Origin of the sequence: Pseudomonas sp. Lb2C2 (genome assembly GCF_052112205.1) — a bacterium.
Classification (GTDB): Bacteria; Pseudomonadota; Gammaproteobacteria; order Pseudomonadales; family Pseudomonadaceae; genus Aquipseudomonas; species Aquipseudomonas kilonensis.
Genome location: NZ_JAUTYW010000003.1, coordinates 329,650 through 355,333, shown reverse-complemented (window position 1 = coordinate 355,333; position 25,684 = coordinate 329,650). Strand labels below are relative to the sequence as shown.

16 protein-coding genes and 1 pseudogene are annotated in these 25,684 nt (G+C 60.6%); 7 read left to right on the top strand and 10 right to left on the bottom strand.

Annotated features, from left to right (window positions below; translation table 11 throughout):
* Positions 1-5 precede the first annotated feature (5 nt).
* From Q7F16_RS09845 to Q7F16_RS09815, 7 genes are all read left to right on the top strand, one after another.
* The gene (locus Q7F16_RS09845; protein ID WP_204127151.1) at positions 6-4,445 is read left to right on the top strand and encodes an RHS repeat-associated core domain-containing protein; all 4,440 of its coding nucleotides are present in this window, start codon (positions 6-8) and stop codon (positions 4,443-4,445) included.
* 1 nt (position 4,446) lies between these two features.
* Positions 4,447-4,725 (top strand): hypothetical protein, encoded by a 279-nt coding sequence (locus Q7F16_RS09840; RefSeq protein ID WP_046064499.1) that lies wholly within the window; start codon positions 4,447-4,449, stop codon positions 4,723-4,725.
* Between the two features lie 84 nt (positions 4,726-4,809).
* Positions 4,810-9,228, top strand: coding sequence for an RHS repeat-associated core domain-containing protein (locus Q7F16_RS09835; protein ID WP_409555719.1), 4,419 nt, complete (start codon positions 4,810-4,812; stop codon positions 9,226-9,228).
* Positions 9,219-9,629: an SMI1/KNR4 family protein gene (locus Q7F16_RS09830; RefSeq protein ID WP_409555718.1), complete on the top strand. Its 411-nt coding sequence runs from the start codon at positions 9,219-9,221 to the stop codon at positions 9,627-9,629. Before Q7F16_RS09835 ends, Q7F16_RS09830 begins: the two co-directional genes overlap by 10 nt.
* A gap of 253 nt (positions 9,630-9,882) precedes the next feature.
* Positions 9,883-10,548, top strand: coding sequence for a hypothetical protein (locus Q7F16_RS09825; protein WP_409555717.1), 666 nt, complete (start codon positions 9,883-9,885; stop codon positions 10,546-10,548).
* Positions 10,549-10,943: 395 nt separating this feature from the next.
* Positions 10,944-11,522 (top strand): plasmid pRiA4b ORF-3 family protein, encoded by a 579-nt coding sequence (locus Q7F16_RS09820; RefSeq protein WP_409555716.1) that lies wholly within the window; start codon positions 10,944-10,946, stop codon positions 11,520-11,522.
* 594 nt (positions 11,523-12,116) lie between these two features.
* Positions 12,117-12,476: a DUF6124 family protein gene (locus Q7F16_RS09815; protein ID WP_409555715.1), complete on the top strand. Its 360-nt coding sequence runs from the start codon at positions 12,117-12,119 to the stop codon at positions 12,474-12,476.
* Positions 12,477-12,687: 211 nt separating this feature from the next.
* Here the strand turns inward: Q7F16_RS09815 and Q7F16_RS09810 are convergent, their stop codons facing one another.
* The 10 genes and pseudogenes from Q7F16_RS09810 to tssH all read right to left on the bottom strand — a co-directional run bounded on the left by Q7F16_RS09810 (position 12,688) and on the right by tssH (position 25,684).
* On the bottom strand, positions 12,688-13,620 hold the full coding sequence (locus Q7F16_RS09810; RefSeq protein ID WP_409555714.1) for a serine/threonine-protein kinase: 933 nt from the start codon (positions 13,618-13,620) through the stop codon (positions 12,688-12,690).
* Entirely contained in the window at positions 13,617-14,342 is a 726-nt protein-coding gene (locus Q7F16_RS09805; RefSeq protein ID WP_046065857.1) for a PP2C family protein-serine/threonine phosphatase, read from the bottom strand. The genes Q7F16_RS09810 and Q7F16_RS09805 overlap by 4 nt, the downstream gene beginning before the upstream one ends.
* Positions 14,339-17,782: a type VI secretion system membrane subunit TssM gene (gene tssM / locus Q7F16_RS09800; protein WP_409555713.1), complete on the bottom strand. Its 3,444-nt coding sequence runs from the start codon at positions 17,780-17,782 to the stop codon at positions 14,339-14,341. Before tssM ends, Q7F16_RS09805 begins: the two co-directional genes overlap by 4 nt.
* A gap of 13 nt (positions 17,783-17,795) precedes the next feature.
* Positions 17,796-18,659, bottom strand: a complete 864-nt coding sequence (gene icmH / locus Q7F16_RS09795) for a type IVB secretion system protein IcmH/DotU (protein ID WP_014340901.1) — start codon at positions 18,657-18,659, stop codon at positions 17,796-17,798.
* 5 nt (positions 18,660-18,664) lie between these two features.
* Complete coding sequence (tssK, locus tag Q7F16_RS09790) at positions 18,665-19,996, bottom strand: type VI secretion system baseplate subunit TssK (protein ID WP_046065843.1); 1,332 nt, start codon at positions 19,994-19,996, stop codon at positions 18,665-18,667.
* Positions 19,993-20,496 (bottom strand): type VI secretion system lipoprotein TssJ, encoded by a 504-nt coding sequence (gene tssJ, locus Q7F16_RS09785; RefSeq protein WP_014340903.1) that lies wholly within the window; start codon positions 20,494-20,496, stop codon positions 19,993-19,995. Before tssJ ends, tssK begins: the two co-directional genes overlap by 4 nt.
* Positions 20,497-20,561: 65 nt before the next feature.
* Positions 20,562-21,353 (bottom strand): annotated as a pseudogene (tagH, locus tag Q7F16_RS09780) (type VI secretion system-associated FHA domain protein TagH); the annotation flags it as partial.
* Between the two features lie 19 nt (positions 21,354-21,372).
* Positions 21,373-21,513: a type VI secretion protein gene (locus tag Q7F16_RS09775; RefSeq protein WP_409555712.1), complete on the bottom strand. Its 141-nt coding sequence runs from the start codon at positions 21,511-21,513 to the stop codon at positions 21,373-21,375.
* Positions 21,514-21,570: 57 nt separating this feature from the next.
* On the bottom strand, positions 21,571-23,088 hold the full coding sequence (locus tag Q7F16_RS09770; protein ID WP_046065844.1) for a sigma-54 interaction domain-containing protein: 1,518 nt from the start codon (positions 23,086-23,088) through the stop codon (positions 21,571-21,573).
* Between the two features lie 10 nt (positions 23,089-23,098).
* Complete coding sequence (gene tssH / locus Q7F16_RS09765) at positions 23,099-25,684, bottom strand: type VI secretion system ATPase TssH (RefSeq protein ID WP_409555711.1); 2,586 nt, start codon at positions 25,682-25,684, stop codon at positions 23,099-23,101.

Sequence of the window (25,684 nt, the reverse complement as noted above, 5' to 3'; positions counted from 1 at the left end):
CTTGCATGTCTGACGCACTCTGGGCCGCTCGGCTAGGCGACGCGCTGAACCACACCTCGATGATGGCCGATATCCTCGGCGGCGTCCTGGAAGTGGCCGCGAACATTGCGATCACCGCGGTAGCGACGGCTGCCGTGGTCGCGGCCACGGGCATTACCGTTGCCACCGGCGGCTTGGGTTGCTTCCTGCTCGGCGCGGTGGTGGGCGCCGTGGTCGGCCTCGCCATGAGCAAGACCGGGGCCGACAAGGGGCTAAGCGACATATGCGAGGGCATCGGCAACGCCCTCTTCCCGCCCACGGTGCAGGCCAACATCCTCACCGGCTCCACCGACACCTTGACCAACAACATCCCTGCCGCCCGCGCCGCCGGGGCGATCGAGTCCCATGTCGCGCCGGCCGGCACCGAACTTGAAGCACCCGAAGCCGAACCCAGCTACCTGGACATGGCCGAGAATTTCTTCTCGCAGATGTGGCGTCCCACGGTCGCCGTGCCCGCGCCCGGTGCCGTGCCCAAGCCGCTGGACATGATCACCTGCATGAAACACCCGCCGATGCCGCCGCAGTTCCTGGCCGAAGGCTCGGACAAAGTCACCATCAACGGTCAGCCCGCCGTGCGCAGCGGCGACCGCAGCACCTGCGATGCGACCGTGGTATCAGCCGGGCTGATTTCCCCTGACGTGACCATTGGTGGCGGTTCGGTAGTGGTGCGCGAGATCCGCAGCGGCAAGACCCCGGGCGTCGGGCTGGCGGTCACGGCGCTGCTGATGCTCAAGGGCGGCAAGGGTAAATTCCTCAGTAACCTGCCGTGCATGTTGGTCGGCGGTGCGGCGTCGATGGCGGTCAGTAGCGCGATGGGCGCCGCAGCCAACGCCGCGATGGGCTCCTCGAACCCCGTGCACGCCGCCACCGGGGCCAAAGTGCTGGGCGATGTCGAGGAGATGGACTTCGTCCTGCCCGGCATCTTGCCGATCGACTGGCAACGCTTCTACAACAGCCGCGACGAACGCCGCGACGGGCTGTTCGGTGCCGGTTGGAGCGTGCCCTACGAGGTACGCGTCGAAATCCTGCCCCATCCAGACGGCGGCGAAACCCTGGTCTATAGCGACGAACAGGGCCGACGCATCGACATGGGCTCCATCCCGTTGGGCGGTGCCGTGTTCAGTGCCGGTGAAGGCCTCAGCGTGCGACGGCATGCCAACGGCGAGCTGCTGATAGAGAGCGCGGACGGGCTGTACCGCTTGTTCGAACCCACGCCAGCCAATGCAGCGCTGCTGCGCCTGGACCAACTGGGTGACCGCAACCACAACCGTATCCACCTGGAATACGACGATAACGGACGCCTGGCGCAACTGCGTGACACCTTCGACCTGACCCGCATCGCACTGGCGTATGACGAACGCTGGCCACAACGAGTCAGCCGGATCGACCGCCTCTATGCCGATCAACGTCGGGAAGTGCTGATGCACTATGGCTACGACGGCCAGGGCGATCTGGCACAGGTCCGTCAGTCCAACGACCAGGTGAAACGTCGCTACACCTACGACGCCGGGCGGCGAATGGTGGAACACCAACTGCCTACCGGGCTTCGCTGTTTCTATGAATGGGCGTTGGTTGAAAACCTGGAATGGCGCGTGGTTCGCCACTGGACCGACGCGGGCGACGCCTACACCTTCGATTATGACCTGGCCGCCGGGACCACGCGCATCACCGACGGTTTGCAGCGCATCAGCACCCGTCGCTGGGATACCCGCTATCGGATCACCGAAACCACCGACGCGTTGGATCGCACCTGGACCTTCCAGTGGAACGACGAAAGCCAGTTGCTGGGGGCGACCGATCCCAACGGCGGACAACATCAGTTCAGCTATGACGAAGCGGGCAACCTCTGCGAAACCCGCGACCCGCTGGGGCGCAGCGAGTCAACCCTGTGGCTCGAACACTGGGCCCTGCCCCTGGCTGAAACCGATGCCGCGGGAAATACCTGGCAGTACCACTATGACGCGCGGGGCAACCGCATTCGCGAAACCGACCCGCTGGGCCACGTCACCCGCTATCGCCACGACGCCCACGGCCAAGTGGTGGAGGTCATCGACGCCACCGGCAAAAGCAAGACCATGCGCTGGACGGCGCTTGGGCAACTCAGCGAACACACCGATTGTTCCGGTTACACCACACGGTTGAGCTATTGCGAGCGCGGGCTGTTGCTCAGCAGCACCGACGCACTGGGAGAGCGGACGCTTTTCAGCTACGACGACCAGGGTCGGCTGCTGAGCAAGCAACTGCCGGACGGGCGCACCGAGCACTATCAGCGTGACGCAAGCGGACAGTTGATCGGCTATAGCGACCCGGCTGGACACACGACAAATTTCCAACACACCCTAAGCGGTCAACTGCGGGTGCGCACCGACGCCCATGGTCGCCGGGTGGAGCTGAGCTACGACAACTACGGGCGCCTCCTGGCCCTGACCAACGAAAACGGTGAGCGCTACCGGTTTGCCTGGGACGCCGCCGACCGCTTGACCGCCCAACACAGCCTGGACGGCAGCCTCAAGCGCTACGCCTACGACCCGCTGGACAACGTCACCCGCATGGAAGCGCTCGCGGTGCCCGGCAGCACCGACCTGGACCTCTCGCCCCAAGCCCCCATCATTCATGAGCTGGAGCGCGATGCGATGGGGCGACTGGTGGCGAAAGTCACCGCAGACGGACGCACCGAGTACCGCTATGACGCGCTCGACCAGGTCAACGCGATCACCTTCACCAGCCAGACCGGTGAAGTACAAAGCCTGGGCTTGCGTTACGACGCCCTGGGGCAATTGATTACCGAGCAAGGCTGGGCGGGGAACCTCGAACATCGCTATGACGAACTGGGCAACCTGACCCAGACGCTGCTTCCCGACGGTCGTTGGCTGAACCGCCTGCACTATGGCAGCGGTCACCTGCACCAGATCAACCTCGACGGCCAGGTCATCAGCGATTTCGAACGCGACCGCCTGCACCGCGAAGTGCTGCGCACCCAGGGGCGCCAGAGCACCCGCAGCGAATACGACCGCAGTGGCCGCCTGCGGGCCCGTCAGCGGCGGCAACAGGGTCAGTCCACGCTGCTGCCGCCCGTGGCGCAATCGCTGTTTGGTTATGACGCCAGCGATCAGCGGGTGGAGCGCTTCGACAGCCAGCCCGAAGCGTCCCATCGCCAATTGCTGCACTATGACGCCACCGGCCGCATTCTCGCCAGCCAGGACAACCTTCAAGGCCAGCGTGAAAGCTTCGCCTATGACCCGGCCGCCAACCTGCTGGACGGTCTGGGCACAGGCCAGGTCGCGCATAACCGCTTGTTGACCTACCAGGACAAGCGCTACCGCTATGACGGTTTCGGTCGCATGGTGGAAAAACGCAGCGCCCGACGTGGCGTCCAGCGTTTTCGCTACGATGCTGAACAACGCCTGGTGGAAGTGCGCAACGATAACGGCTCGGTCGTAAAAATGACCTATGACCCGTTGGGTCGACGCATCGAAAAAGCCGAGTACGACCGCCACGCCACGCTGCTCAACCGCACCCGTTTCACCTGGGATGCGCTGCAACTTTTGCAGGAACACCGCGACAGCCAGACCAGCCTCTACATCTACGCCGACGACAGCCACGAACCCCTGGCGAGGGTCGACGGCCTGGGCGAGCAACAGAAGGTCCGTTATTACCACAACGACCTCAACGGCCTGCCCGAACAGCTCGCGGAAGCCGACGGCCACACACTCTGGCGAGCCCGTTACCAAGTGTGGGGCAACACCGCCGAAGAGTTGCGCGAACCGTATTACATCGAAGAGCAGAACCTGCGCTTCCAAGGTCAATACCTGGACCGCGAAACCGGGCTGCACTACAACACCCTGCGTTTCTACGACCCGGACATCGGCCGCTTCACCACACCGGACCCCATCGGCTTAGCTGGAGGGCTGAACCTCTACCAGTACGCGCCGAACCCGGTGAGTTGGATCGACCCCTTCGGGCTGATGAAATGCTCGACGCCGCCCAAGGGTCGCAAGGTCAACCGAACGGTGTATCGCTTTGAAGAGCCGGGGCGGATCAGCACGACTTGGACGGCGCACAAGTGGAACGTCGCCTCCAGGCACCGTTACACCGCCCCCGGCCTGGGCGGTGTCTATGGCGCCAACTCACGCAAGACCGCCATGGGCGAAGTCAATCACTGGGGCGTGGACCTGTCCACACGGGTGCTGGTCAGCAAGAAAGTGCAGCTCAACAACGTCCTGGACCTGACCCGGGCCGATGTGCGCAAACAATTGGGGGTCTCCCTCAAGAGCATTACCGGCGACAAATACACCCAGACCCATCAAATCGGCGCCTGGGCCAAGGCTAATGGTTATGATGGGATCCTGGCGCCGTCGGCGCGAAACCCGACCGGCAGCAACTTGATTTCCTTTGCAGGTTTTTAGAATGGGACTGGAAGACGAATACGTCGGCGATGCCGATTGGCAGCATTTCGTGCGGTTGTACGAAGAGGACTACCTCGACGACAACGCGCGCGCGCTGGCCAAGGCCATGGATGACAACCTCGACATGGCCGTCGTGCTCTACGGAAAAAGAGGGCTCAAGGAAGGGTTCTGGTGGCTGGAACAGACCGTGCCCGCCCTGGGCAACAAACGCCCGGTCGATTGCCTCAAGACCCCGAAACTGATCAAGCGCCTGAGAATGGCCCTGATGAGCATGCCGTAACCCACAAGGACACAGATGCAATGGAAGGCATCAAATTGCTTGAACTCACGGTCATCGGCCGCCCTACCCGCCTGAGCAACGTGCATGTCTGACGCGCTCTGGGCCGCCCGCCTGGGCGATGCACTCAACCACACCTCGATGATGGCCGACATCCTTGGCGGCGTATTGGAGGTGGCGGCCAACATCGCGATCACCGCCCTGGCGACCGCCGCCGTGGTCGCGGCCACGGGCATCACCGTCGTCACCGGCGGCCTGGGTTGCTTCGTCCTGGGCCTGGTGGTGGGCACCATCGTCGGCCTGGCCATGAGCAAGACCGGGGCCGACAAAGGCCTGAGCAATTTATGCGAGGGCATCGGCAACGCCCTCTTTCCGCCCACGGTGCAGGCCAACATCCTCACCGGCTCCAAGGACACCTTCACCAACAACATACCCTCGGCCCGCGCCGCCGGCGCTGTTGTTTCCCATGTCGCGCCGGCCGGCACCGAACTGGAAATGCCCGAGCCGGAAGAAGAACCCAGTTACCTGGACATGGCCGGGAATTTCTTCTCGCAAATGTGGCGCCCCACTGTCGCCTCGCCAGCCCCCGGCACGGAGACCCGGCCGGAAGACCTGGTGATCTGCACCAAGCACCCACCCATGCCACCGCAGTTCATGGCCGAAGGTTCGGACAAGGTCACCATCAACGGCCAGCCCGCCGTGCGCAGCGGCGACCGCAGCACCTGCGATGCGACCGTAGTGTCGGCCGGGCTGATTTCCCCTGACGTGACCATTGGCGGCGGCTCGGTGGTGGTGCGCGAGATCCGCAGCGGCAAGACCCCGGGCGTAGGCCTGGCGGTCACCGCGCTGCTGATGCTCAAGGGCGGCAAGGGCAAGTTCTTCAGCAAACTGCCGTGCATGCTGGTGGGCGGCGCGGTGTCCATGGCCGCCAGCAGCGCGGCGAACGCAGCCGCCAACGCCGCCCTGGGTTCGTCGAACCCGGTGCACGCCGCTACCGGGGCCAAGGTGCTAGGCGGTGACGAGGACCTGGATTTCGTCTTGCCCGGCATCCTGCCGATTGACTGGCAGCGCGTGTACAACAGCCGCGACGAACGCCGTGACAGCCTGTTCGGCGCCGGCTGGAGCGTCGCCTACGAAGTCCAGGTAGAAATCCTGCCCCATCCCGAGGGCGGCGAAACCCTGGTCTACACCGACGAACAAGGCCGGCCCATCGACATGGGTTCCATCCCCTTGGGCGGCGCGGTGTTCAGCGCCGGTGAAGGCCTGGCGGTGCGCCGTCATGTGAACGGGCAATTGCTGATCGAAAGCGAAGACGGCCTGTACCGTTTGTTCGAACCTTCGCCAACCAACCCATCACACCTGCGCCTGAGCCAACTGGGTGATCGCAACGACAACCGCATCCACCTCGACTATGACGACGCCGGACGCCTGGTGCGACTGCGCGACACCTTCGACCTGGTGCAAGTCGAGCTGATCCGCGCAGGCGAACGCGTCACCCACATCGAACGCCTCTACCCCGACCAAACGCGGGAGGTGCTGGTCAGCTACGCCTACGACACGGCCAACACCCTCGCCGAAGTGCGCGACGCCACCGGCCAGGTGCAGCGACGCTTCAGCTACGACGCCGGGCAGCGGATGGTCGAGCACCAGTTGCCCAGCGGCCTGCATTGCTTCTACGAATGGGCCCTGATCGACGACCAGGAATGGCGCGTGGTCCGGCACTGGACCGACGAAGGCGACGCCTACCAGTTCGACTATGACCTCAAGGCGGGCATCACCCGCATCAGCGACAGCCTGCAACGCGTCAGCACCCGGCACTGGAACAGCCAGCACCAGATCACCCAGTTCACTGACAACCTCGGCCAGACCTGGCTGTTCGAATGGAACGATGAGCGCCAGTTGCTCAGCGCCACCGATCCACAGGGCGGCCAGTACACATTCAGCTACGACGACGCCGGCAACCTGCTCAGCGAAACCGACCCGTTGGGCCGCAGCGAATCCACCCTCTGGCTCGAACACTGGGCCCTGCCGCTGGTGGACACCAACGCCGCCGGCCACAGCTGGAAATACCGCTACGATCAACGCGGCAACTGCACGGTGGAAACCGACCCACTGGGCCACATCACCCGTTACCGCTACGACACCCACGGCCAGGTCGTGGAGATCATCGATGCCACCGGCAAAAGCAAGAAGCTGCGCTGGAACCCGTTCGGCCAATTGGTGGAACACGTCGATTGCTCGGGTTACCCGACGCGCTTCAGCTACGACGCGCGCGGTTACCTGCAAACCATCACCGACGCCCTCGGCGAGCGCACCCAATTCAGCTACGACGCCCAGGGACGTCTGCTCAGCAGCCAGTTGCCGGACGGCCGAACCGAACACTACCAGCGCGACACCGCCGGCCACCTCATCGGCTACACCGACCCGGCCGGGCACACCACGCTTTACCAACACAACCGCCGCGGCCAGGTCCGCCAACGCACAGACGCCCAGGGCCGGCAGGTGCAGTTCGCCTACGACAGCTTCGGCCGGCTGCAAGCGCTGACCAACGAGAATGGTGAGAGCTACCGGTTTGCCTGGGATATCGGGGATCGGTTGACCGAACAACAAGACCTGGATGGCAGCGCCAAGCGCTACGACTACGACCGCCTCGACAACGTCGCGGCGGTGACGGCGATGCCTGCGCCGTACGGCACGGGCCTGGCGCTCATTCCCGAAACACCGCCGGCGCCCATCGTCCATCGCCTGGAACGCGACGCCGTGGGCCGGCTGATCGCCAAAGTCACCGACGATGGCCGCACCGAATACAGCTACGACCCGCTGGACCAACTCACCGCCGTCACCTTCACCGACCTGCAAGGCAACGCCCAGACCCTGAGCTTCGCCTACGATGCCCTCGGCCAGTTACTCGCCGAAAACAGCGCCGCCGGAAGCCTGCAACACCACTACGACGAACTCGGCAACCTGATCCAGACCCAACTGCCCGATGGCCGCTGGGTCAACCGCCTGTACTACGGCAGCGGCCACCTGCACCAGATCAACCTCGACGGCCAGGTCATCAGCGACTTCGAACGCGACCGCCTGCACCGCGAAGTGCTGCGCACCCAAGGGCAGATCAACACCCGTAGCGAATACGACCGCAGCGGCCGCCTGCGCACGCGACAACGCCGCCACAGCAGCCAACCCTCGCTGCTGCCGGCGGCGGTGCAAAAACACTTCGAGTACGACCCCGCCGACAACCTCATCGGCAAACTCGACCAGCAACCCGCCGCGCAACAACGCCAACTGCTGCACTACGACGCCACCGGCCGCATCATCGCCAGCCAGGACAGCCTGCACGGCCAGCGCGAAACCTTCACCTACGACGCCGCCGCCAACCTGCTGGACGGCCCGGCCCCCGGCGCTGGATTGGTGGTGCACAACAAACTGCTGACCTACCAGGACAAGCGCTACCGCTACGACGCCTTCGGCCGGATGATCGAAAAACGCAGCGCCAAACGCGGCGTGCAGCACTTTGCCTACGATGCCAACAGCCGCTTGATTGAAGTGCGCAACGACAACGGCAGTGTGGTGAAAATGGCCTACGACCCGCTGGGCCGGCGCATCGAAAAAACCGAACACGACAGCAATGGTTACCCGCTGGGCGAAACCCGTTTTACCTGGGACGGTATGCGCTTATTGCAGGAAAGTCGGTACAACCAGACCAGCCTTTATCTTTATACGGATAACACCTACGACCCCCTTGCACGGATCGATGGATACGGCGCGCATCAGAAAGTCCGTTATTACCACAACGACCTGAACGGCCTGCCAGAACAACTCACAGAAGCCGACGGGCGTAGCGTCTGGCAAGCTCGCTTTGAGGTGTGGGGTAACCCCCTTCAGGAGATTCGTGAACCCTACTTCATCGAAGAGCAAAACCTGAGGTTCCAGGGACAGTACCTCGATCGAGAAATTGGGCTGCACTACAACGTTCTCAGGTTTTATGATCCCGACGTGGGTCGCTTCACTACGCCCGACCCAATAGGCTTGGCCGGGGGCCTTAATTTTTATGCCTATGCGCCCAACCCTATCGGCTATGCAGACCCTCTAGGCCTAGCAGTCGATCCGCTGATAAAACTGAAAGACCGTGGGTACACAGGCGTCACGAAGACACCCGGTGGAGGTCTCGACTATTCTGAAAGTAACGCGCTTTACAACAAAAAACCCGGCGTGAACCCAATCGTTAGAATTGAATACACCGGGGACTACGGGAAAGACTTCGAAGCCGCAAACAAGGCGGCCAAGTTGAGTCAAAAAACTACGCCGTCCGGTCATGTATGGCACCACCTGGATGATTACGATCCCAAGACCAACACAGGCACGATGCAGCTCATCAAGCAAAACGCCCACAACGGCATAAGCCATAACGGCGGCGTAGCTCAATACAAAGCAGCTACAGGCAAGGCCTATACTCACCCAGCTCGTTTCAAGAGCAGAACAAAAGGAGCATCCAAATGCGGCTGACCCTCGAAGAATCCGAACGCGCCCTCTCTGTGCAAGAGTTGAATGAGTTCCAAGAAAAATTCAATGTGGAATTACCGACAGCCTTTAGGCAATTTTATCTAAAGTACAACGGCGGCGATTTGTCTGAGAGCAGTAGCGAGAATGATTTCTTGCTGGGTGGGTTCACTCCGATCAAATACGGACAAGCCCCTATCGAAACGGTCTATCGCGACTTGACGGACGACGTTCCGTTGCTAAAACAAATGATCCCCTTTGCGTACGATCACGGTGGCAATTCCTTCCTCTTATCCGTTAAGGAAGCTGACTTCGGGAATATTTACCTGTACTTGATGGATGAAGAGGATCTGGCGTTCGTATGCGAATCATTTGAGGAGTTCCTTGCTGAACTCACAGGCCAATAGAGCCGGTGGCGTCATCGCTGGACAGGCTTACCATGCTGCCTGGAAATAACCTACCCACGAGCCTGTGAAGCGATTGCCTCACGAGGCTCGCTCAGGTCTACGTATGAGTATTGGATTTCAAGAGGACGTTACGAATCCAGAGTCATCAAAAAAGAGCCGGCCGGCCCAGTTGCTCGTTGGAAAGTCGAGATTTTGAGCGAAGAAACGCGAATCGACGCAGGCGGGAACCAGACCCAGCGAGGCATTCAAGACCATGATCTTAAAAGAAATCTACCTATACCCCGACCTGGGCGAATTCAGCGACGAAATTATTCATCCGTTTCGCGACCAAAGCCGATCGATCTGCAATTTTCTTGAGCGCCACCTGAGTGCAGAAAAATTCGAAACGCCGAACTTCAAGAAAATCTGCTTTGTCGGCACCCGCCAAGCCGTCGATGAACCCTATGTAAACTCCAGCGGCGCGCTCATCGTCAATGTCAGCCTGGATACCGAACAGTATAAAAAATGCACATCGGTCAACGAGCTCAATGAGTTCTTTATGCAACTGTTGCTGGAAGGCCTGGAAAAATGCCGCCCACCCATTGCCTTGCCCCTTGATTTGCTGAAAAAGGCAATGGATGAGTTCCACCGCAACCACTATAAAAACGAGTGGACCTTCAAGCAGAAAAAAATAAAAGGGTCGGACTATGTCTGCGCCCTGGAGTGCCAGTTAACCATCGACTGCTTCCTCATGAACCTTAAGGTCTTGAGGAAAGACACACAGGTACTCGACAAAGAAATTCTGCGAACCGCACCCGACGAAATAGCGTTCGGTCCGTACCTCAAAGACCTCAAGGAAGAAGGCGGCAGGATAAAAGTCATCGACAAGTCGGGCGTGGCCTTCTACACCACCACGGTTTCTAGCCTGGACAAGCTTTGACAGCTATCCAAGGAGCGACGTGCCGTTGGCCGACGAGCGCAGGTTAAGCGCAAATACCGTGGCGAGGGAGCTTGCTCCCGCTGGGCGGCGAAGCCGCCCCAAAACGGCCGGCGCATTCCTACAGAAAAACCGCTGCGCAACCGAGCGGGAGCAAGCTCCCTCGCCACGGGTTGCGGCTTGCTGGCAGAAATCGAAACTCAGATGGCCTGACTCAGGTTATTCAATTACCTTGAAACTCTGGCATGACCTCCGGAGCAGCATTGATGACTCAGATTTTTCATCACCGTGACCTACGTACTGGAATGCATCGCCAAGCATCCGGTCAATCGGGCTAACGAACTGCGCCCCTGGAGCGTGTCTCTTACACTCACAAACACTGCGAGGCTGCCTGACCCATGGCTAAAACTGTTCGCTTGCCAAAGCCCGAGCGTGACTTGTTGCTACTGCATATCGAGCTGAAGTGGATGACTCCAACGATTTGGCGTCGGTTCGCAGTGCCTGAAAACATTACCTTGGGCAGGTTGCATCAGGTGATCCAGATCGTGATGGGTTGGAGCGATTACCATCTGCATGAGTTTGAAATTGCCGGTGAGAATTATGGCGTGCCCGATCCTGATGGCTGGGGGCCAGCGGTGAATCCGGAAGCTCGTAAAACCTTGATCAAGGCACTGAACGGAAAGCGGACATTCAATTATCTCTATGACTTCGGTGATAGCTGGCATCACCGCATCAAGGTCGAAAAAACATTACCCGCTACTGCCTGCCCTCAAGTGCCGTACTGCATCGAGGGCGCCAATGCTTGCCCACCGGAAGACGTGGGTGGAGGGCCGGGTTACGAAGTGTTTTTAGAGGCCATGGCTAACCCTGAACATCCCGAGCATGACGCTATGGTGGAATGGTACGGGGAGACCTTCGACCCGACGATCTTTGATTGCGAACACGTGAATCAGTGGTTTAAACAGATCAAGGTCTGAGTTGAAACAGGTGGGGTTCGGATACTTACCCTTCAGATGGGTATGTAACGTGCTACCGCCATCGCGAGCAAGCTCGCTCCCACAGGGGGCTGGCGGTTAGCATCCATTTTGTGGCGAGGGGATTTAGCGAAACGTCGCACCGCCCCGCTGGGCGGCGCAGCAGCCCCAAAAAATGCCGGCGCATTCCTACAGAAAAACCGCTGCGCCATTGAGCGGGAGCAAGCGCCTTCGCCCCGAATTCTGGGCACTACGGAGCCTTGTTTATTCTCCCTCCGCCACGCTTCCGCCAGGCTACGAATCCTTGCGCCATTGCCTACAACTACGCCAGAATCCGCCCGCTTGTGCGCCGTTCCCATGGCTTCTATCGTTTCCCTGCCACTGCCCATCAGTGGTCGGGTTTAGTAGCCCGGTAATGACAACGGTGCATGAGTCTCATCAGTCAGGCATAGCCTGCACTTGATGGCGGCTGTGCGCATGGCGCCTTCGGGCGCGCCGGGTTTCCGTTGTCCTTTACCGGTCTACTAACTTGCGCACAGCTGCCACCCCTTCGTTTAGTAGCGAGATGGTCGCGGCCTACTAACAAAGGACGTAAGAATGTTCAAGATAACTCCGAACCCTCCAGAAACTGACTCAACGTCTACCCATTCCGGTCGCAAAAACAAAAAGCACGACGAAACCACCAAACGCGTCTTGGATCACTACCTGTTACCCAAACCGGAAAAACCCGAAGATGCATCCAAACCGGACCAGCTATTCACCGTGGCAAAAAACGTCGACAACGAATGCCTGCTCGCCAACCTCAGCGAAAACCTGGCATCAGCCGACGCGATGATCAGCAACCTGGCCTTCGACCTGGAAGGCCCCCGCCGCCACATCGCCCTCGGCATCCAGCAATTGATCGAACTGAGTTCAATGCTGGCCAGCCGTGTGCTCGATAACGTCGACCCACGATAGCCGCCACACCACCAACCCGTGGCGAGGGAGCTTGCTCCCGCTGGGTGGCGAAGCCGCCCCAAAACAGGCCGGCGCATTTCTCCGGAAAAACCGCATCAGCCGGTTTACGACGGCTGCGCCGCCGAGCGGGAGCAAGCTCCCTCGCCACGAACAGCAGTCGTAGCGATCAAAATAGGGACTAGGTTATGGCTCGTTTCACCATTCAAGAATGTCACCACCAAGACCACACACCGCTCAAGGCGTCACGCAATCGAGCTGCACTAATACGCCGCTGCCCCGGATCAAACGCCAGCGCCATCCGTAGCACCGCCCAGCAACGCCTGGGCAGGTTGCACGGCGCCTTGAGCGCGCGCTCCAATCGGGCATCGCGAGCCTGGGTGGACGGTAACCGCTGGAACGGATGTTGGCCGTTCGCCAGTTCATACACCACGCAAGCCACAGCGTAGACATCGGCACCCGCTGAAAGGGGCGCACCTTCAAGCAGTTCAGGCGCTGCGTAACCAGGGGTCCAGGCGTTAAGGCGTTCACGGTTCAGGTTTGGCAGGTGCTGAGAAGGCCCTTCTTCGGCCAGGCCCAAACCGAAATCGAACAGGCGCAGGCCTTCTTCGCTCAACATGATGTTGCTTGGCTTCACATCGCCATGCAGTACGCCACGGCCGTGGGCGTATGCCAGGGCATCGAACAGCGGCACGGCGATAGCCTTGAGTTCGGGCCACGGCAGCCCGAGGGGCCGTTCGCAAAGCAGTTTGTCCAAGGTCAGGCCACGCATCAGCTCCATGGTGATGAAGGCCCGTCGTTGGGCTGTGTCCACTTCGAAGGTGTAGGGGCGCAAAATATTCGGGTGGTGCAATCGCCGCGTCAGGGCGAACTCGCTGTAGAGCAGCGTACTCGCATCGGGTGACGCGTCGAATGCCTCGCTGAGCATCTTCACGGCAACGTACGGATCGGGATCAGCGAATTGTTCGTGCAGCAGATCCCGCGCGCGGTAAACAACCCCCATGCCGCCCGCCCCAAGCAAGCGTTCAAGGCGATAGCGTCCTGCGAGTATGTCCGGTGTTTCGCTGACGCAAAGCTGGGTGGATGTCACAACAGGCACAGCGTTGGCGAAGGTGGAATACGTGGAGTGGCTACCCTCTTCACTCACGGGCGGACCACCACGGCCGTCAGGTTATCCCGTGCCGGGCCACGTAGAACGTCGTCGAAAAGATGTTCCAACGCCACGCGCGGCGAAGCCAGGTCCAAGGCACTGCCAAGGGCTTGCGCGCCAAGGCCTTGGTACAGGCCGTCACTGCACAGCAAGAACGTATCGCCCGGGTGAACATCCAGCTCCAACACCTCCAGCGTCAACTCTGGGGCGGCACCGACCGCGCGGGTCAGTGCCTTGGCCGCAGGATGGGCACAGGCCTCATCGCGACTGATGCGTTGCGTGTCGATCAGTTGCTGTTGCAGTGAGTGGTCCTTGGTCAGTTGGTACAGTCGCCGACCCCGCCACAGATAACAACGGCTGTCGCCCGCCCAGATGCAGACTCCACGGTTTCCTTCCAACAACAGCGCCACCACGGTGCTGCCGATAATGCCGGGATGATCGTCGGTGACGGTAAGCTCCTGGCTCAGTCGTCGGTTGGTCCAGCGCAGGCATTGGCGCACCGCTTTCGAACGCTCAGCCAAGTCCCGGTACAGCGGCAGCTCCGTCAAGTTGGCAACGATCAGCTGGCTGGCAATGTCACCCCCCGAGTGGCCACCCATGCCGTCGGCCACCGCCCACATCCCCTGTTGTGGGCAATCGAGAAAAGCATCCTCATTACGTGGCCGGGTCTTGCCAGGGTCCGTGCGCGCGGCGCTGTACCAGGGGCCGGCCTCCATCAAAGCTGCACCGGCAGGCGAAATGTGCGCAGCACACTCATGTCGAAAGGGTTCGGCGTACGTTGGCTCGTCAGCAGATAGTTGGCGCGCAGGCCACCCAGGTCTGCCTTCAATACGCGGACATCGCGCCCGGTCAGGTATTCGCTCTGCATCAGGTCGAACAACCGAAACAGCGACCACGCCCCGGTATTTTTCTCGATGCCCACGCCTCGCCCAACTATTTTGTCCAGCACCAGGGCGGTTCGACCATTCTGCGCGTCGCTTGGCCAGGTAAACGCCACCGGCAGGATCGGACCGTGGCGGTATTCAAGCATCTGGTCACCGAAACGGAATTCAGCACGGCTTACCGCAGGGTCCAGGGTGTACGGCTCAAGCTTGAACTGTACTTGCGGTTCGGTCGGGTTTTCGGCGAAAAAGCTCCGGCGAATGGTGTGCGCGGTTGCCATTTGATCGAGATAGACCCGGGACATCGGCAAGCTCTGACCGTCGATGCTGCGCAGACGGTAGTGTCCCGCGGAGCCGCTGATGAAGGGCTGCATGTAATTGTCGAAAAAACGATCGACGATGCCCTGGTCCTTGAAGAACTCCCGGAAGTCATTGAGCGCGACCTCGCTGGCACTGTGGGCACTGAACGGGTATCGCTTGTTGATCGCCTTGCCGTAAAAGCTGTACAGCTCGCTCTGATAACGCTGGTTCAGGTAACGATAAGAATCATTGAGCACCAAGCGCCAGCTGTCCTCAGCCATCACGTTGAACCAAGCACTGACCGGCCGCGGCAGGCGGGCAGACGCACCGCGCAGGTGACTCAACGCATCGCGCTGGCCGCCCATGCGGTGCCTGGCCAGCTCGAACGCCGCTTGTTCCGGGGCACTGGCGCGAGCCAGGTTTGCCAGTTGCAATTGCACCTCATCAATGGCCCGCAAGGCCTGGACCAGATCTGCCGTCGGAGCATTGTCCGGGTCCAGCAGGCGATGCAGCGGCTCGAAACGTCGTCGCAAGGATTTTTGCGCGGTGTCCGGCAGGTTTTCGGCCAAGGACGCAGAGGCTTTCCCAGCCACGGCGGCGAGTGTTGTAACGGCATGTCCACCGTTCCCTGCCGCTTGCGTCAGGTCGTCGATTTGCTCGGCAACAGCCTGGATTCGAGTGTGTTCGCGCACTTGCACCAGCATCCGCAGAATCGGCGAGTGAGCCGAGGTCAGCCCCGCGAGTTGCTCGGCGCCCTCACCTGCATTGCTGATGGTTTGTAGGGCGACCTGGCCGACCGCTTCGCTCCAGTGGTCGGCATAGTCACGAAAATACAGCTGTTCCAGTTCGACCATCAGGCGACGCATGTCCATGCCGCTGAGGCCCTCGCCTTCACCCAATACCCAGTTGTCCCGCAGCAACTCGGTGACCAGGGCCGTGCCTTGAACCGAAAAGTAGCGTTCGTAACCCTGGCGGGTATAGAAACCGGGAATCATACGATCGGTACCGACCAACAACGCACCTTGCGAGCCCAGGTGTTGGCTGAATCGGTATTGCGGCAGATGGCTGGCCTGTTCGTGCAGCATTCTGTACACGACGACTGCCAGGGACTCACGGCGCAAGGCTTCCCGGGCCTGGGCCACCAGCGGTTCGTTGAGCGCATGGATAAACGGTAGCTCCAACAGGCGCTCGAGGTGGGCATTCAGGCCCTCCTGTAGTGCCGTGTTGCCGGGGTGACGAAGCGACCCATCGTTGGCCAGCCAAACCTTGAGCCAGGCAACATCGCGGCGCTCTTGCAGGCCCAGCATCAAGTACGCACGCAGGCTGTTGAGCAGTTGCTCGCGGTCATTCCAGTTGTTACGGACATGCGCTTCCAGCCTCTGCGCAACCTTCGGCAACAGTCGCGCCTGTAATTCACGCTCGTAGGCGTCGGTCACCGCAGGGTTGCTCGCATCGCCCTGGTACAGACCGACGCGCTCATGTAAAGGCACCGCCCTGTCGGGCGGGAAAACCCGGGTGGCCTCGAAACGGATATCCAGTGAGTCGAGTATTGCAACCCAATCATCGGCGTTAGCCTGGGATGATTGCTGCTGGTCCCAGCGCTGCGCCAGTGTCCGCAAGTTGTCCAGGCGCTCGTGGTTGGCCGAAAAACCATTCGCCCACAACAACCCGCACAAGCCAACGACCGTCAACGCCCCGAGGTACAAGGCCCGCTGTCCCCAATGGAGACGACGGCGCTCGCGCTGAACGAGATCAGTCAGATCGGCTTCCGGGAAAATCACCCGGCTGACCAAGTGATTGATGAACCGCGAGCGCCGGTCAGGCGCGGTGTTGGTTCGGCCCGGCGGCGATGCGCTAGTCAAATAGAAACCACGCAACGTACCAACGTTACCGGTAAACGCCTGCTCGACCAGCAGACACAGGCCGGCGCCGAGCTGTCCAAGTTGGAGGGGGAAATCAAGCATGCAGCTACGGCGCAGCGGGTCGCGCTCCTGATGCATGCGCATAATTACCTGGCTGTTGAGTCGATGCAGCAGCGCCTCGAACTCGGCACGTAGCACGGCCACGTCACTGCCACGCTGGTCCCGACTGAAACTTGCACCCAATACCTGGTCGTTTTCTTCGCGAGTCAACGAATCAAAGAACTCATTGAAGCCTGGCACGCCGTCCGCTTTGCTCAGGACCAGATAAACCGGGACATCGACGTGCAGTCGCTGTTGCAGTTCCTGCAGGCGGCCACGAATCTGGCGGGCCAGCGTAGTCACTTCGTCCTCGCTGCCCAGCAACAGGACCTCGGTCGGTACCGTCACCAGTACACCGCTCAACGGACGACTGCGGCGACGCTTGCGCAGCAGTTCGAGCAATACGGTCCAGGCACTGCTGTCGACATCACTGTCCGTCTGGGTCAGGTAGCGCCCGGCAGTGTCGACCAGCACGGCGTGCTCGGCAAAATACCAATCGCAATAACGGGTACCCGACGTGTCGCCGATTGGCTTGCGCTCAAGCTTGTCGAGAGGGAACTCCAGGCCCGAGCAGTCCAGCAGACGGGTCTTGCCGCTGGCAGGCGGGCCGATCAGCAGATACCACGGCAGATCGTTGCGCCAGCGTTCGCTGCGGCCGGGATAAAGGCTCGAGGACCTTAGCGTGGATAATGCCTGCTTGAAGCGCGAGCGCACTTCGCGCCGCTCATCATCAATCCTGGCCTGATGCAGGGCCCGAGCCTGCTCGGGGGCGTTTTGCTGGAAATTCGCGCTTGAACCACCGCGCCCATTGACGAAAACCATGGCCAAGCCCCAGCACAGCATTAACACGCTGACGGTCAGCAACCGCGCTGTCGGGCTTGCCCAGAATTTGTAGTCATTGACGGCCAGAAGTGGCCCGGCGAACCACACCAGCAACGCGATACAAAGCACCGCCAGCAGCGTCCAAATCCACGTCTGGCGCACCCAGGCACCGGCTTTCCTGAAAAGCAATTTCATGACACGTCCCTGTTTACGGTAGCGGCTGAGCGGCGACCGGCTCTGACAGTTGATAAGGTTGCAGTACGCTTCGGCGTTGCTCGTCCAATACCCAGGCGAAACTCGAGTACACCACCCCCAGGCAGACCAGCGTAAAAACCGCTACCGTCCAGGCCGGAACAATGCGCACTGGGCTGCGTCGCGCGCCATCGAAGCCTTCCCAGCGAGGCGACAGTTCACGAGGGATGTCACCGCGTGCCTGGCAGATCAGCCGATACAGGGCATCGCGCAGACTTTCGAGCTCGAGCATCCCACGGGTCTGGACCCGATACTTGCCCTCGAAGCCCAGGGACAGGCACAGATACAACAACTCAAGCATCGACAGGTGCTTGATGGGGTTTTTCGACAAGCGCTCAAGCAATTGAAAGACCTTCTCGCCGCCGAAGGTTTCGTTGTGGAAAGTGCTGAGCAGGCTTATCTGTGACCACCCACCTCCATGGCCCCACGGTGTAGTGACGATCGCCTCGTCGATCGCTGAGCAGAGCACGTAACGCGCCGCGATCAACTGACTGTTTTCAACACCGTCCTGCAAGGCACAGGCTTCGAACTGCTCCAGGCCTCGCTTCAGTTCCCCTTTGAGGGCTTGCAGGTCCTCGCGTTCGCGGCCGTGCTTGAGTTGCACCATTTGCGACAACAATCCGGACGCCGCCGCGACCAGCGGATTAAGGCTGACATTGAGGGCCTGGGACCGCGGCAGGTGCGCGGCGTAGATCATTCGCTCTTGCAACTGTTCGAAACGTGGCGGCGCAACAGCGTCGGTCAAGGGTCCAGAAACAGGACGTTGTCCATGGTGGTCGAGCAGGACGGTTGTTTCGTCCTGGGGATTTTCCTTATCCATTTCGTTCAATTCCTGATGGCCCAAAAATTCAGTTCAAGCTCCGCGAAATCACCGCACACATGGAACGCGAAGCCTGCCGAGCGCTTCAGTTGCGCCAGGTCTTCGGAGCTGGGCTCCAGGATGAAATAGGTTTTGTTGGCATGGAATGCGATCTGCCGCGGAGCCACGGGCAGAGGCCTGATCTTGATACCGGGCAGATGCAGGTTGACCAACTGGCGGATGCGCTCCACCGAGCCAACCTTGAGGTTCGACGGCAGTCGATGGCGCAACTCTTCGCTGTCACAGTTGGCGCTAGCCGCCAGTACGAATGAAGCCGTATCCAGCAGGGTGAGGTCCTGCATCGGCGAGACGGTGATTCCATATTGGCGCGGCTGCAATTGCAGCTCGATAGCGTGCTGCTCGAGCACCATCGACAGCACCTGGCGGATCGCCTGCATCAGGCTTCGAAAACATGCGCCCTGGTCGCTGTGCTGGTAGCGGTTGGTGAGCGGTGGACGCTTGCTGTCACTGGAGAACGTCGCCAGTTCACCCAACAGGGCCAGTAGCATTCGGTAGAGCGTTTCGGGATGTACTTGCTCCAGATACAGATAATGACGTAGCAACAGTTCGCTACGATTGATCAGTTGCAGCATCATGAAATCGCCCACTTGCGCACCACCGGCCTTGCCATTGAAGCGGATCCGCTCGGCAAGGCTGTCACCCCGATGGGCAAGCATGCCGATGATCTCCTTGAGACACGACAGCAAATAATGGGATGAACGAGCCTGGATGAAGGTTGGCACAAAGTCCGGGTCGAGCCTGATCAGCCCATCAGCAGTGGTATCGAGCACCTCACAGAGCTTGAGCTTCACAAACGCATGGTCGCTCTGTTGCTCGCCCAACAGCAGGCGCAGGTCCGGCCGGCCACAACTGATCTGGCTCCCGCCGGAATCGCCGGCGTTGGAGTCGGTCACCTGCGCGTCGTAGATGGTGTAGCGCGCCAGCACATCAGATTGCTCCGGACGACGGGACTCGATGTGGTTGCCGGTCACCAATGGCAGCGCGAGGTAGATCGGTGTATTGCTGGTATTGGACGGTACTTCCAGGGCCAACGGCTCGGTGTTGCCACCGAGCTCGAACAGGCTGCCGTCCGGCAGGACCCCGCTGGCCTGGCTGACCACCAGTTGGCCCATGTTGAGAAATTGCAGATCGATTTCCAGCGCCAGGAATCCCCAGGCGTAACTGGCCAGCAACCGGGTACGAACCTTCAACTGGTGATCGAAATAACGATCGTTGTGTTGCAAATGTTGTGGACGCAACAACATGCCTTCTTGCCAGACGACTTTATCGTGATTCATCGGTCATCTACCTTGGCCTGTCTTTCAAGCGTGTTGGCGATCCCATCCTGGTCGAGGGTCAGGTTCGCTTCGGTCAACTGCGTCGCAGCCACTGGCAGTGTGTAGCGCCAGCGAGCGTGTGGCAGGTCCCGGTACGCCGCGAGTATGCCGACGTAACGGCCATCCCCAGTGATACCGAGCCTGAGCTCGACGGTCTCACCTGGGCGCAGTTCCAGCTCTTCGCTGGAAACCAGATCGGGGGCCAATGTCTCCCTCCCGCGCTCATAGAGGCTGAAAAAATCCGAGTTTTCAAAGGCTACCGGATGCCTGAGCTCGAACAGCCGTACCACCACTGGCGATGGCCGCCCATTGAGATCGGGGTTGAGCCGATCACTGGCCGTCAGGGCGAGGTCGAGCTTGGTCATCGTCGAAAAGGGCGACAACGTGGTGCAACCGCCCAACAGCAGGGTCATGGCCAGCGCCGTCAAAGTCTTGAATAAGTGCATCGTGCAGTGCGACATGGACGTCATCCGTGGTGATCGATTTGCAGGCTGGCAATCAGACGAACCTGTTCTTCATAGGTCTGGGTCTGGGTCAGGCGCGGTTCGCCTTTCAACTCCGAGCGGGTACGCAAGCTCTGCTGCAAACCATGGATGCTTTGCTTGAGCAGCAGCGCTGCATTGATCGCCAGGGTTTCGCGGGCCTCGCTATCAAGGCTTTCGAGATCCATGCCGAGGGCAATAGCGAAGCGCTCCCAAAAATCTTCGCGCGGGTGATCCATAGCGCTGGCACGAGGGATGGGCGCAGGCCTTGGTTCAACGAGCTCTTCGACCAACTCCGGCAACAGCAGGCTTTCCATGTCGATACGCGCATAATCTGGGCGCCCAAGGGTGTCTGGTGGTACGGCAGTGGGATTTATCAGCTCATCGATGTCCAGCAAGACCCGCTCCTGTTGGTCCAGTGCTTTCAGCGGGTCGAGTTCCAGAAAGGCATCGTCCGGAATGAGACTGTCGACCGACGTTGAGCGAGCGGCTTCGGCAACGCTGCTCGACGGCCCGACGACCAGGCGCGCCAGGACCTCGAATTCACCCATGATGTAGGCGTCTCCGTCCTGTATCCGTACCGGCTCGCCCTTGGGCAGGCGCGCACCGCTTTCGCGGTGGGTCGTACCGTTGCCACTGGTATCGGTCAGGAAAAACGCGCCCTCACGGAAGCTGACCTGCGCGTGACAGTTGGACAGCAGGCGGTCGCGGTCAGGGATCATCCAGTGGCAGCCCTCGCCCCGACCAATCACTCCGCCGGCCGGTCCGAAAGTCTTGTGAAACAGCCGTACAGGGACGAACTGGTTGGCGTTCAGCATTTCGAAAACAAGATCCATCTATTAAAGGCTCCTTGGATCACTTACCGCGATTGATCGCCTGTGGATCACCCAGGGGGCGATAATCACTGTCGTTGAATTTGTAGTTGCCACTACAACCGCCGAGGACAAATGACACGAGGAGCGCCAGCAGGACGGCTCGCCAGGGGAAAACAGACATCGAAATTTCTCCAGAAATGGAAGGGCCGGGATGGAATGACTACGAACAAGGCAAGGATCAATCTTTGAAATCACTACGCTGAACGTTCAGGCGCGCAAGGCGATAGACCAGCGTGCGTAGCGGCAAGCCAAGTTCACGGGCGGCACGCGCCTTGTTGCCCGAACTCTCGCGCAGGCCATCGATCAGCAGGCCACGTTCGATCTGCTCCATCCGTTCACGCAAGCTCACACGGCCCCGCTCGGCTGGGGTCTGGATGTGTAGTGCAAAATGCTCGACAAGCAGTTCGCCGCCCTCGCACAAGAGCACGGCCCTTTCTACGATGCTCTTGAGTTCACGGACGTTTCCCGGGAAGTCGTAGGCAGCCAGGTGATCGAGCGCTGCGTCTGACCAGCGCACCGGATCACGCTGCAGGAGTGTGCAAGCCTTGTCGGCAAAATGCCGCGCCAGCTCAATGATGTCGCCGTCGCGCTGGCGCAACGCCGGTAGCGGAATTGGAAACTGCGCAAGGCGGTAATACAGGTCTTCGCGGAACTTGCCCTCCTCCATCAGTTGCTTCAGGTCGCGGTGGGTGGCGGCGATGATGCGCACGTCGACATGGTGAGTGACGTTGGACCCCAACGGCCGGATTTCGCCTTCCTGCAACACTCGCAACAACTTGGCCTGCAGGGATAACGGCATATCACCGATCTCGTCGAGCAACAGCGTGCCGCCGTTGGCCGCGTCGAACAGCCCGGCGCGGTCCCGGTCGGCACCGGTGAACGCGCCCTTGCGATAGCCGAAAAGCTCACTCTCCAACAAGTTCTCGGGAACCGCCGCACAGTTCTGCACGATAAACGCCTTGGATCGACGCGGGCCGTAATCATGGAGGACCCGGGCCACCACCTCCTTGCCGGTACCGGTCTCACCCCGCAGCAGGACGGTATAGGGGCTGTGCAGTACTTTACTGAGCAATGAGCAGGTCTTGCGCATGGCCATGCTCTTGCCAATCAGGCCGTAACTGACGGCGCTCGGCAGGCTTGTGGTATCAGGCTCTGACTCATCAACAGGACCGCGCAGGCGCTGTAACAGATGCATCTGACCAAGCGCGAAGGTCCCAAGATGCCCCAGGGACTCAGCGATACCATGCAGGTCGAGGTGCTGATTGCTCGCGCATAGCAACAAGCCTCCGACCCCATCCTGCGGATCGCCCAGGGGAACGCAAAGCAGCGACTGCCAGGGTCTGGCCCGCAGCGGCAGGAAACCGGTTTCGTGCACGCTGTCGCTTAACGCGTCGAGGCACACCACACGGTTCTGGCACAGGGAAAATTGCAACAATTGCTCGGAGTGGTAGTCGGAGGGCAGGCTTTTCGGGTCACGAAATTGCAACTGGCCTTCCAGGCACTCGGTGTTCATTTCCAGGCGGGTGCGAGTGGCATCGAGCAGGTACAACTGCACCAGTTCACAGCCACTGAGCCGCGCTACGCCCTGGATGAACTTCCCCACCAGCTCAGCACCGTCCGCCAAACGTGAAAGGTCGGAAAACTGCGCCAGAAGCGCTTCGGCATAGTCCAACGGTTGCGAGAGTTTCTTGAACATGGCGCCCACCTCAGGAGAACTCACACGCGAGACTGGCGTCGCCGTTGAGCACGGCGTGTACGTGCCGTAGCTGTTCGCCACCGGCCATGGCGGCGAGCAACCGGTCGGCAACCAGCGGCATCAGGTGCAGGTCAAGCAGTTGGTCAATCAGTCGTGCGCCACGATCATTACGACTGCAACGCTCGACCAGGTGGTTCACAAGGTGCCCGCAATAACTGAAACCCAATTGACGACGGTGCAGCCGCTCGCCCAGGCGGTCGAGTTTGACTTCCACCAGTTCACGTAACACCGGCCCGTTGAGCGGGTAGTACGGCACCACGCACATGCGCGCAAACAGCGCGGGTTTGAAATGTTGACTGAGTATTGGGCGAATGGACTCTTCAAGGCATTCGGCACTTGGTTTTGTACCGTTTTCGCACAACTCGTTGATGCGTTCGCTGCCCAGGTTCGACGTCATCAGGATCAGGGTGTTGCGAAAATCAATCTCCCGCCCTTCTCCGTCGTTGGCCAAGCCCTTGTCGAATATCTGGTAGAACAGATTCAACACATCCGGGTCGGCTTTTTCGACCTCATCGAGCAGAACCACTGAATAGGGCTTTTGCCGCACGGCTTCGGTGAGCATGCCGCCTTCGCCAAAACCGACGTAGCCCGGCGGCGCGCCAATCAGCCGGGAAACCGTATGTTTCTCCTGGAATTCGGCCATGTTGAGCGTGGTGATAAAACGATCACCGCCGTAGAGCAGGTCGGCCAGGGCATGCGCCGTCTCGGTCTTGCCGACGCCACTGGGCCCTACCAACAAAAACACGCCCACCGGAGCGTCGGGTTTGTTCAGGCCTGCGGCGGCGGCACGCATCGCGCGATCAAGCGCCCGCACAGCCGGCTCCTGACCACGAATACGAGCACGCAGGTCCGTAGCGAAACTGGCGACTTTCAAACTGTGCTCCCGCGCCAGTTGTGCCAGCGGTATACCGGTCCAGGCACTAATGACTTCGGCTACCAGTCGCGGGCAAACTTCGAAGCTGACCAGGCGCTCCTGGACTTGCGCAGCCACCAACGTGCCGTGTGTTTCATGCAACGCCGCTTCCAGTGCTTCGACGCTGAGGGGCTGATCCACCGAGGCTTCCCGTGCCTTGGCCAATTGCTGGCGAAGCGACAACAGGCGTTCCGCAAGAATACGTTGCTCGGCCCATTGGATTTCCAGCGTTCGGCGCTCGTCTTCGATGGCCTCCAGGCGCACCTCCAGCGCTTCCAGCGCCTGAAGATCAATCGATAGGCCGGCCTGCGCATCACGACGAAGCGCTTGGCGCTGGCGCTCGCCTTCAGCCAACTCGCCGCGCAATCGCTCCAGGCTATGCGGCGCAGCGGCCAGGCTGATGCGCACGCGGGCGCAGGCAGTGTCCAACACATCCACAGCCTTGTCTGGCAATTGACGACCAGCCAGGTAGCGGGCCGACAATTGCGCCGCCGCGACCACCGCATCATCCCGCAGGTAAATGCCGTGACTGTTCTCGTACACCCGGGCCAGGCCGCGCAGGATGGTCACTGCTTCACTGACGGTCGGCTCGTGCAATTGCACCGGTTGGAAACGACGGGCCAGGGCCGGGTCTTTCTCAAAATATTTTTTGTACTCGGCCCAGGTGGTGGCCGCGATAGTACGCAGCTCACCCCGGGCCAAGGCCGGCTTGAGCAGGTTGGCCGCATCGGCGCCCCCGGCGTTGCCACCCGCGCCAATCAAGGTGTGAGCCTCATCGATGAACAGGATGATGGATTTTGGCGAAGCCTTGACCTCGTCGATCACCCCTTTGAGACGACGTTCGAATTCACCTTTTATGCTGGCGCCGGCCTGCAGGAGCCCCATATCCAGCGAAAGCAGCTCGACGCCTTCGAGTACTGACGGTACTTCTGCGGCGGCGATGCGCAACGCCAGGCCTTCGACGATGGCGGTCTTGCCCACGCCTGCCTCACCGACCACGATTGGATTGTTCTTGCGGCGACGAACGAGGATATCGATCATTTGCCTGATTTCACCGTCGCGACAAAGCACCGGGTCGAGTTGACCTTCACGAGCCTGCCGGGTCAGGTCATGGGTAAAGCGCGCCAGCAGGGAGTCGTCCGGCTTGGCGGAGTGATCGGCTACCGGGTGGGTCTGTTGCGACAAGGCGAAATATTTCAACCGATCGACGTTCAGTCGGATGAGCAGCGCCTGGTAAGCACTCCCTGCATAGCGAAGCGGGTTGCGCAGCAACGCCAGGATCAACGCGGCTTGTCCGACCTGGCTGCAGCCCAGCTCGAGATTGGCCACCAGCAGTGCATCCTGCAACCATTGCACCAGCTCCGGGGCGAATACCGGATTGCGCGAAGCGCTGTGTCCCATCCGTGGTTGCAGCGCAGCGCTCAGTTCACCTGCGCTTACCTGGGCATCTTGCAAGGCTCGCGCGAGCAGGCCCTGCGGACGTTCCAGCAAGCCCAGCATCAAGTCTTCCACCAGGACTTTGTCTGCCCCACGGGCGACGCATTGCTCGGCCGAGCGCGACAGATCGCTTCTGGTTTCGGCGTCCAACGCCTGGATCAGTTGCTGAAGGTCTACGTTGATCAT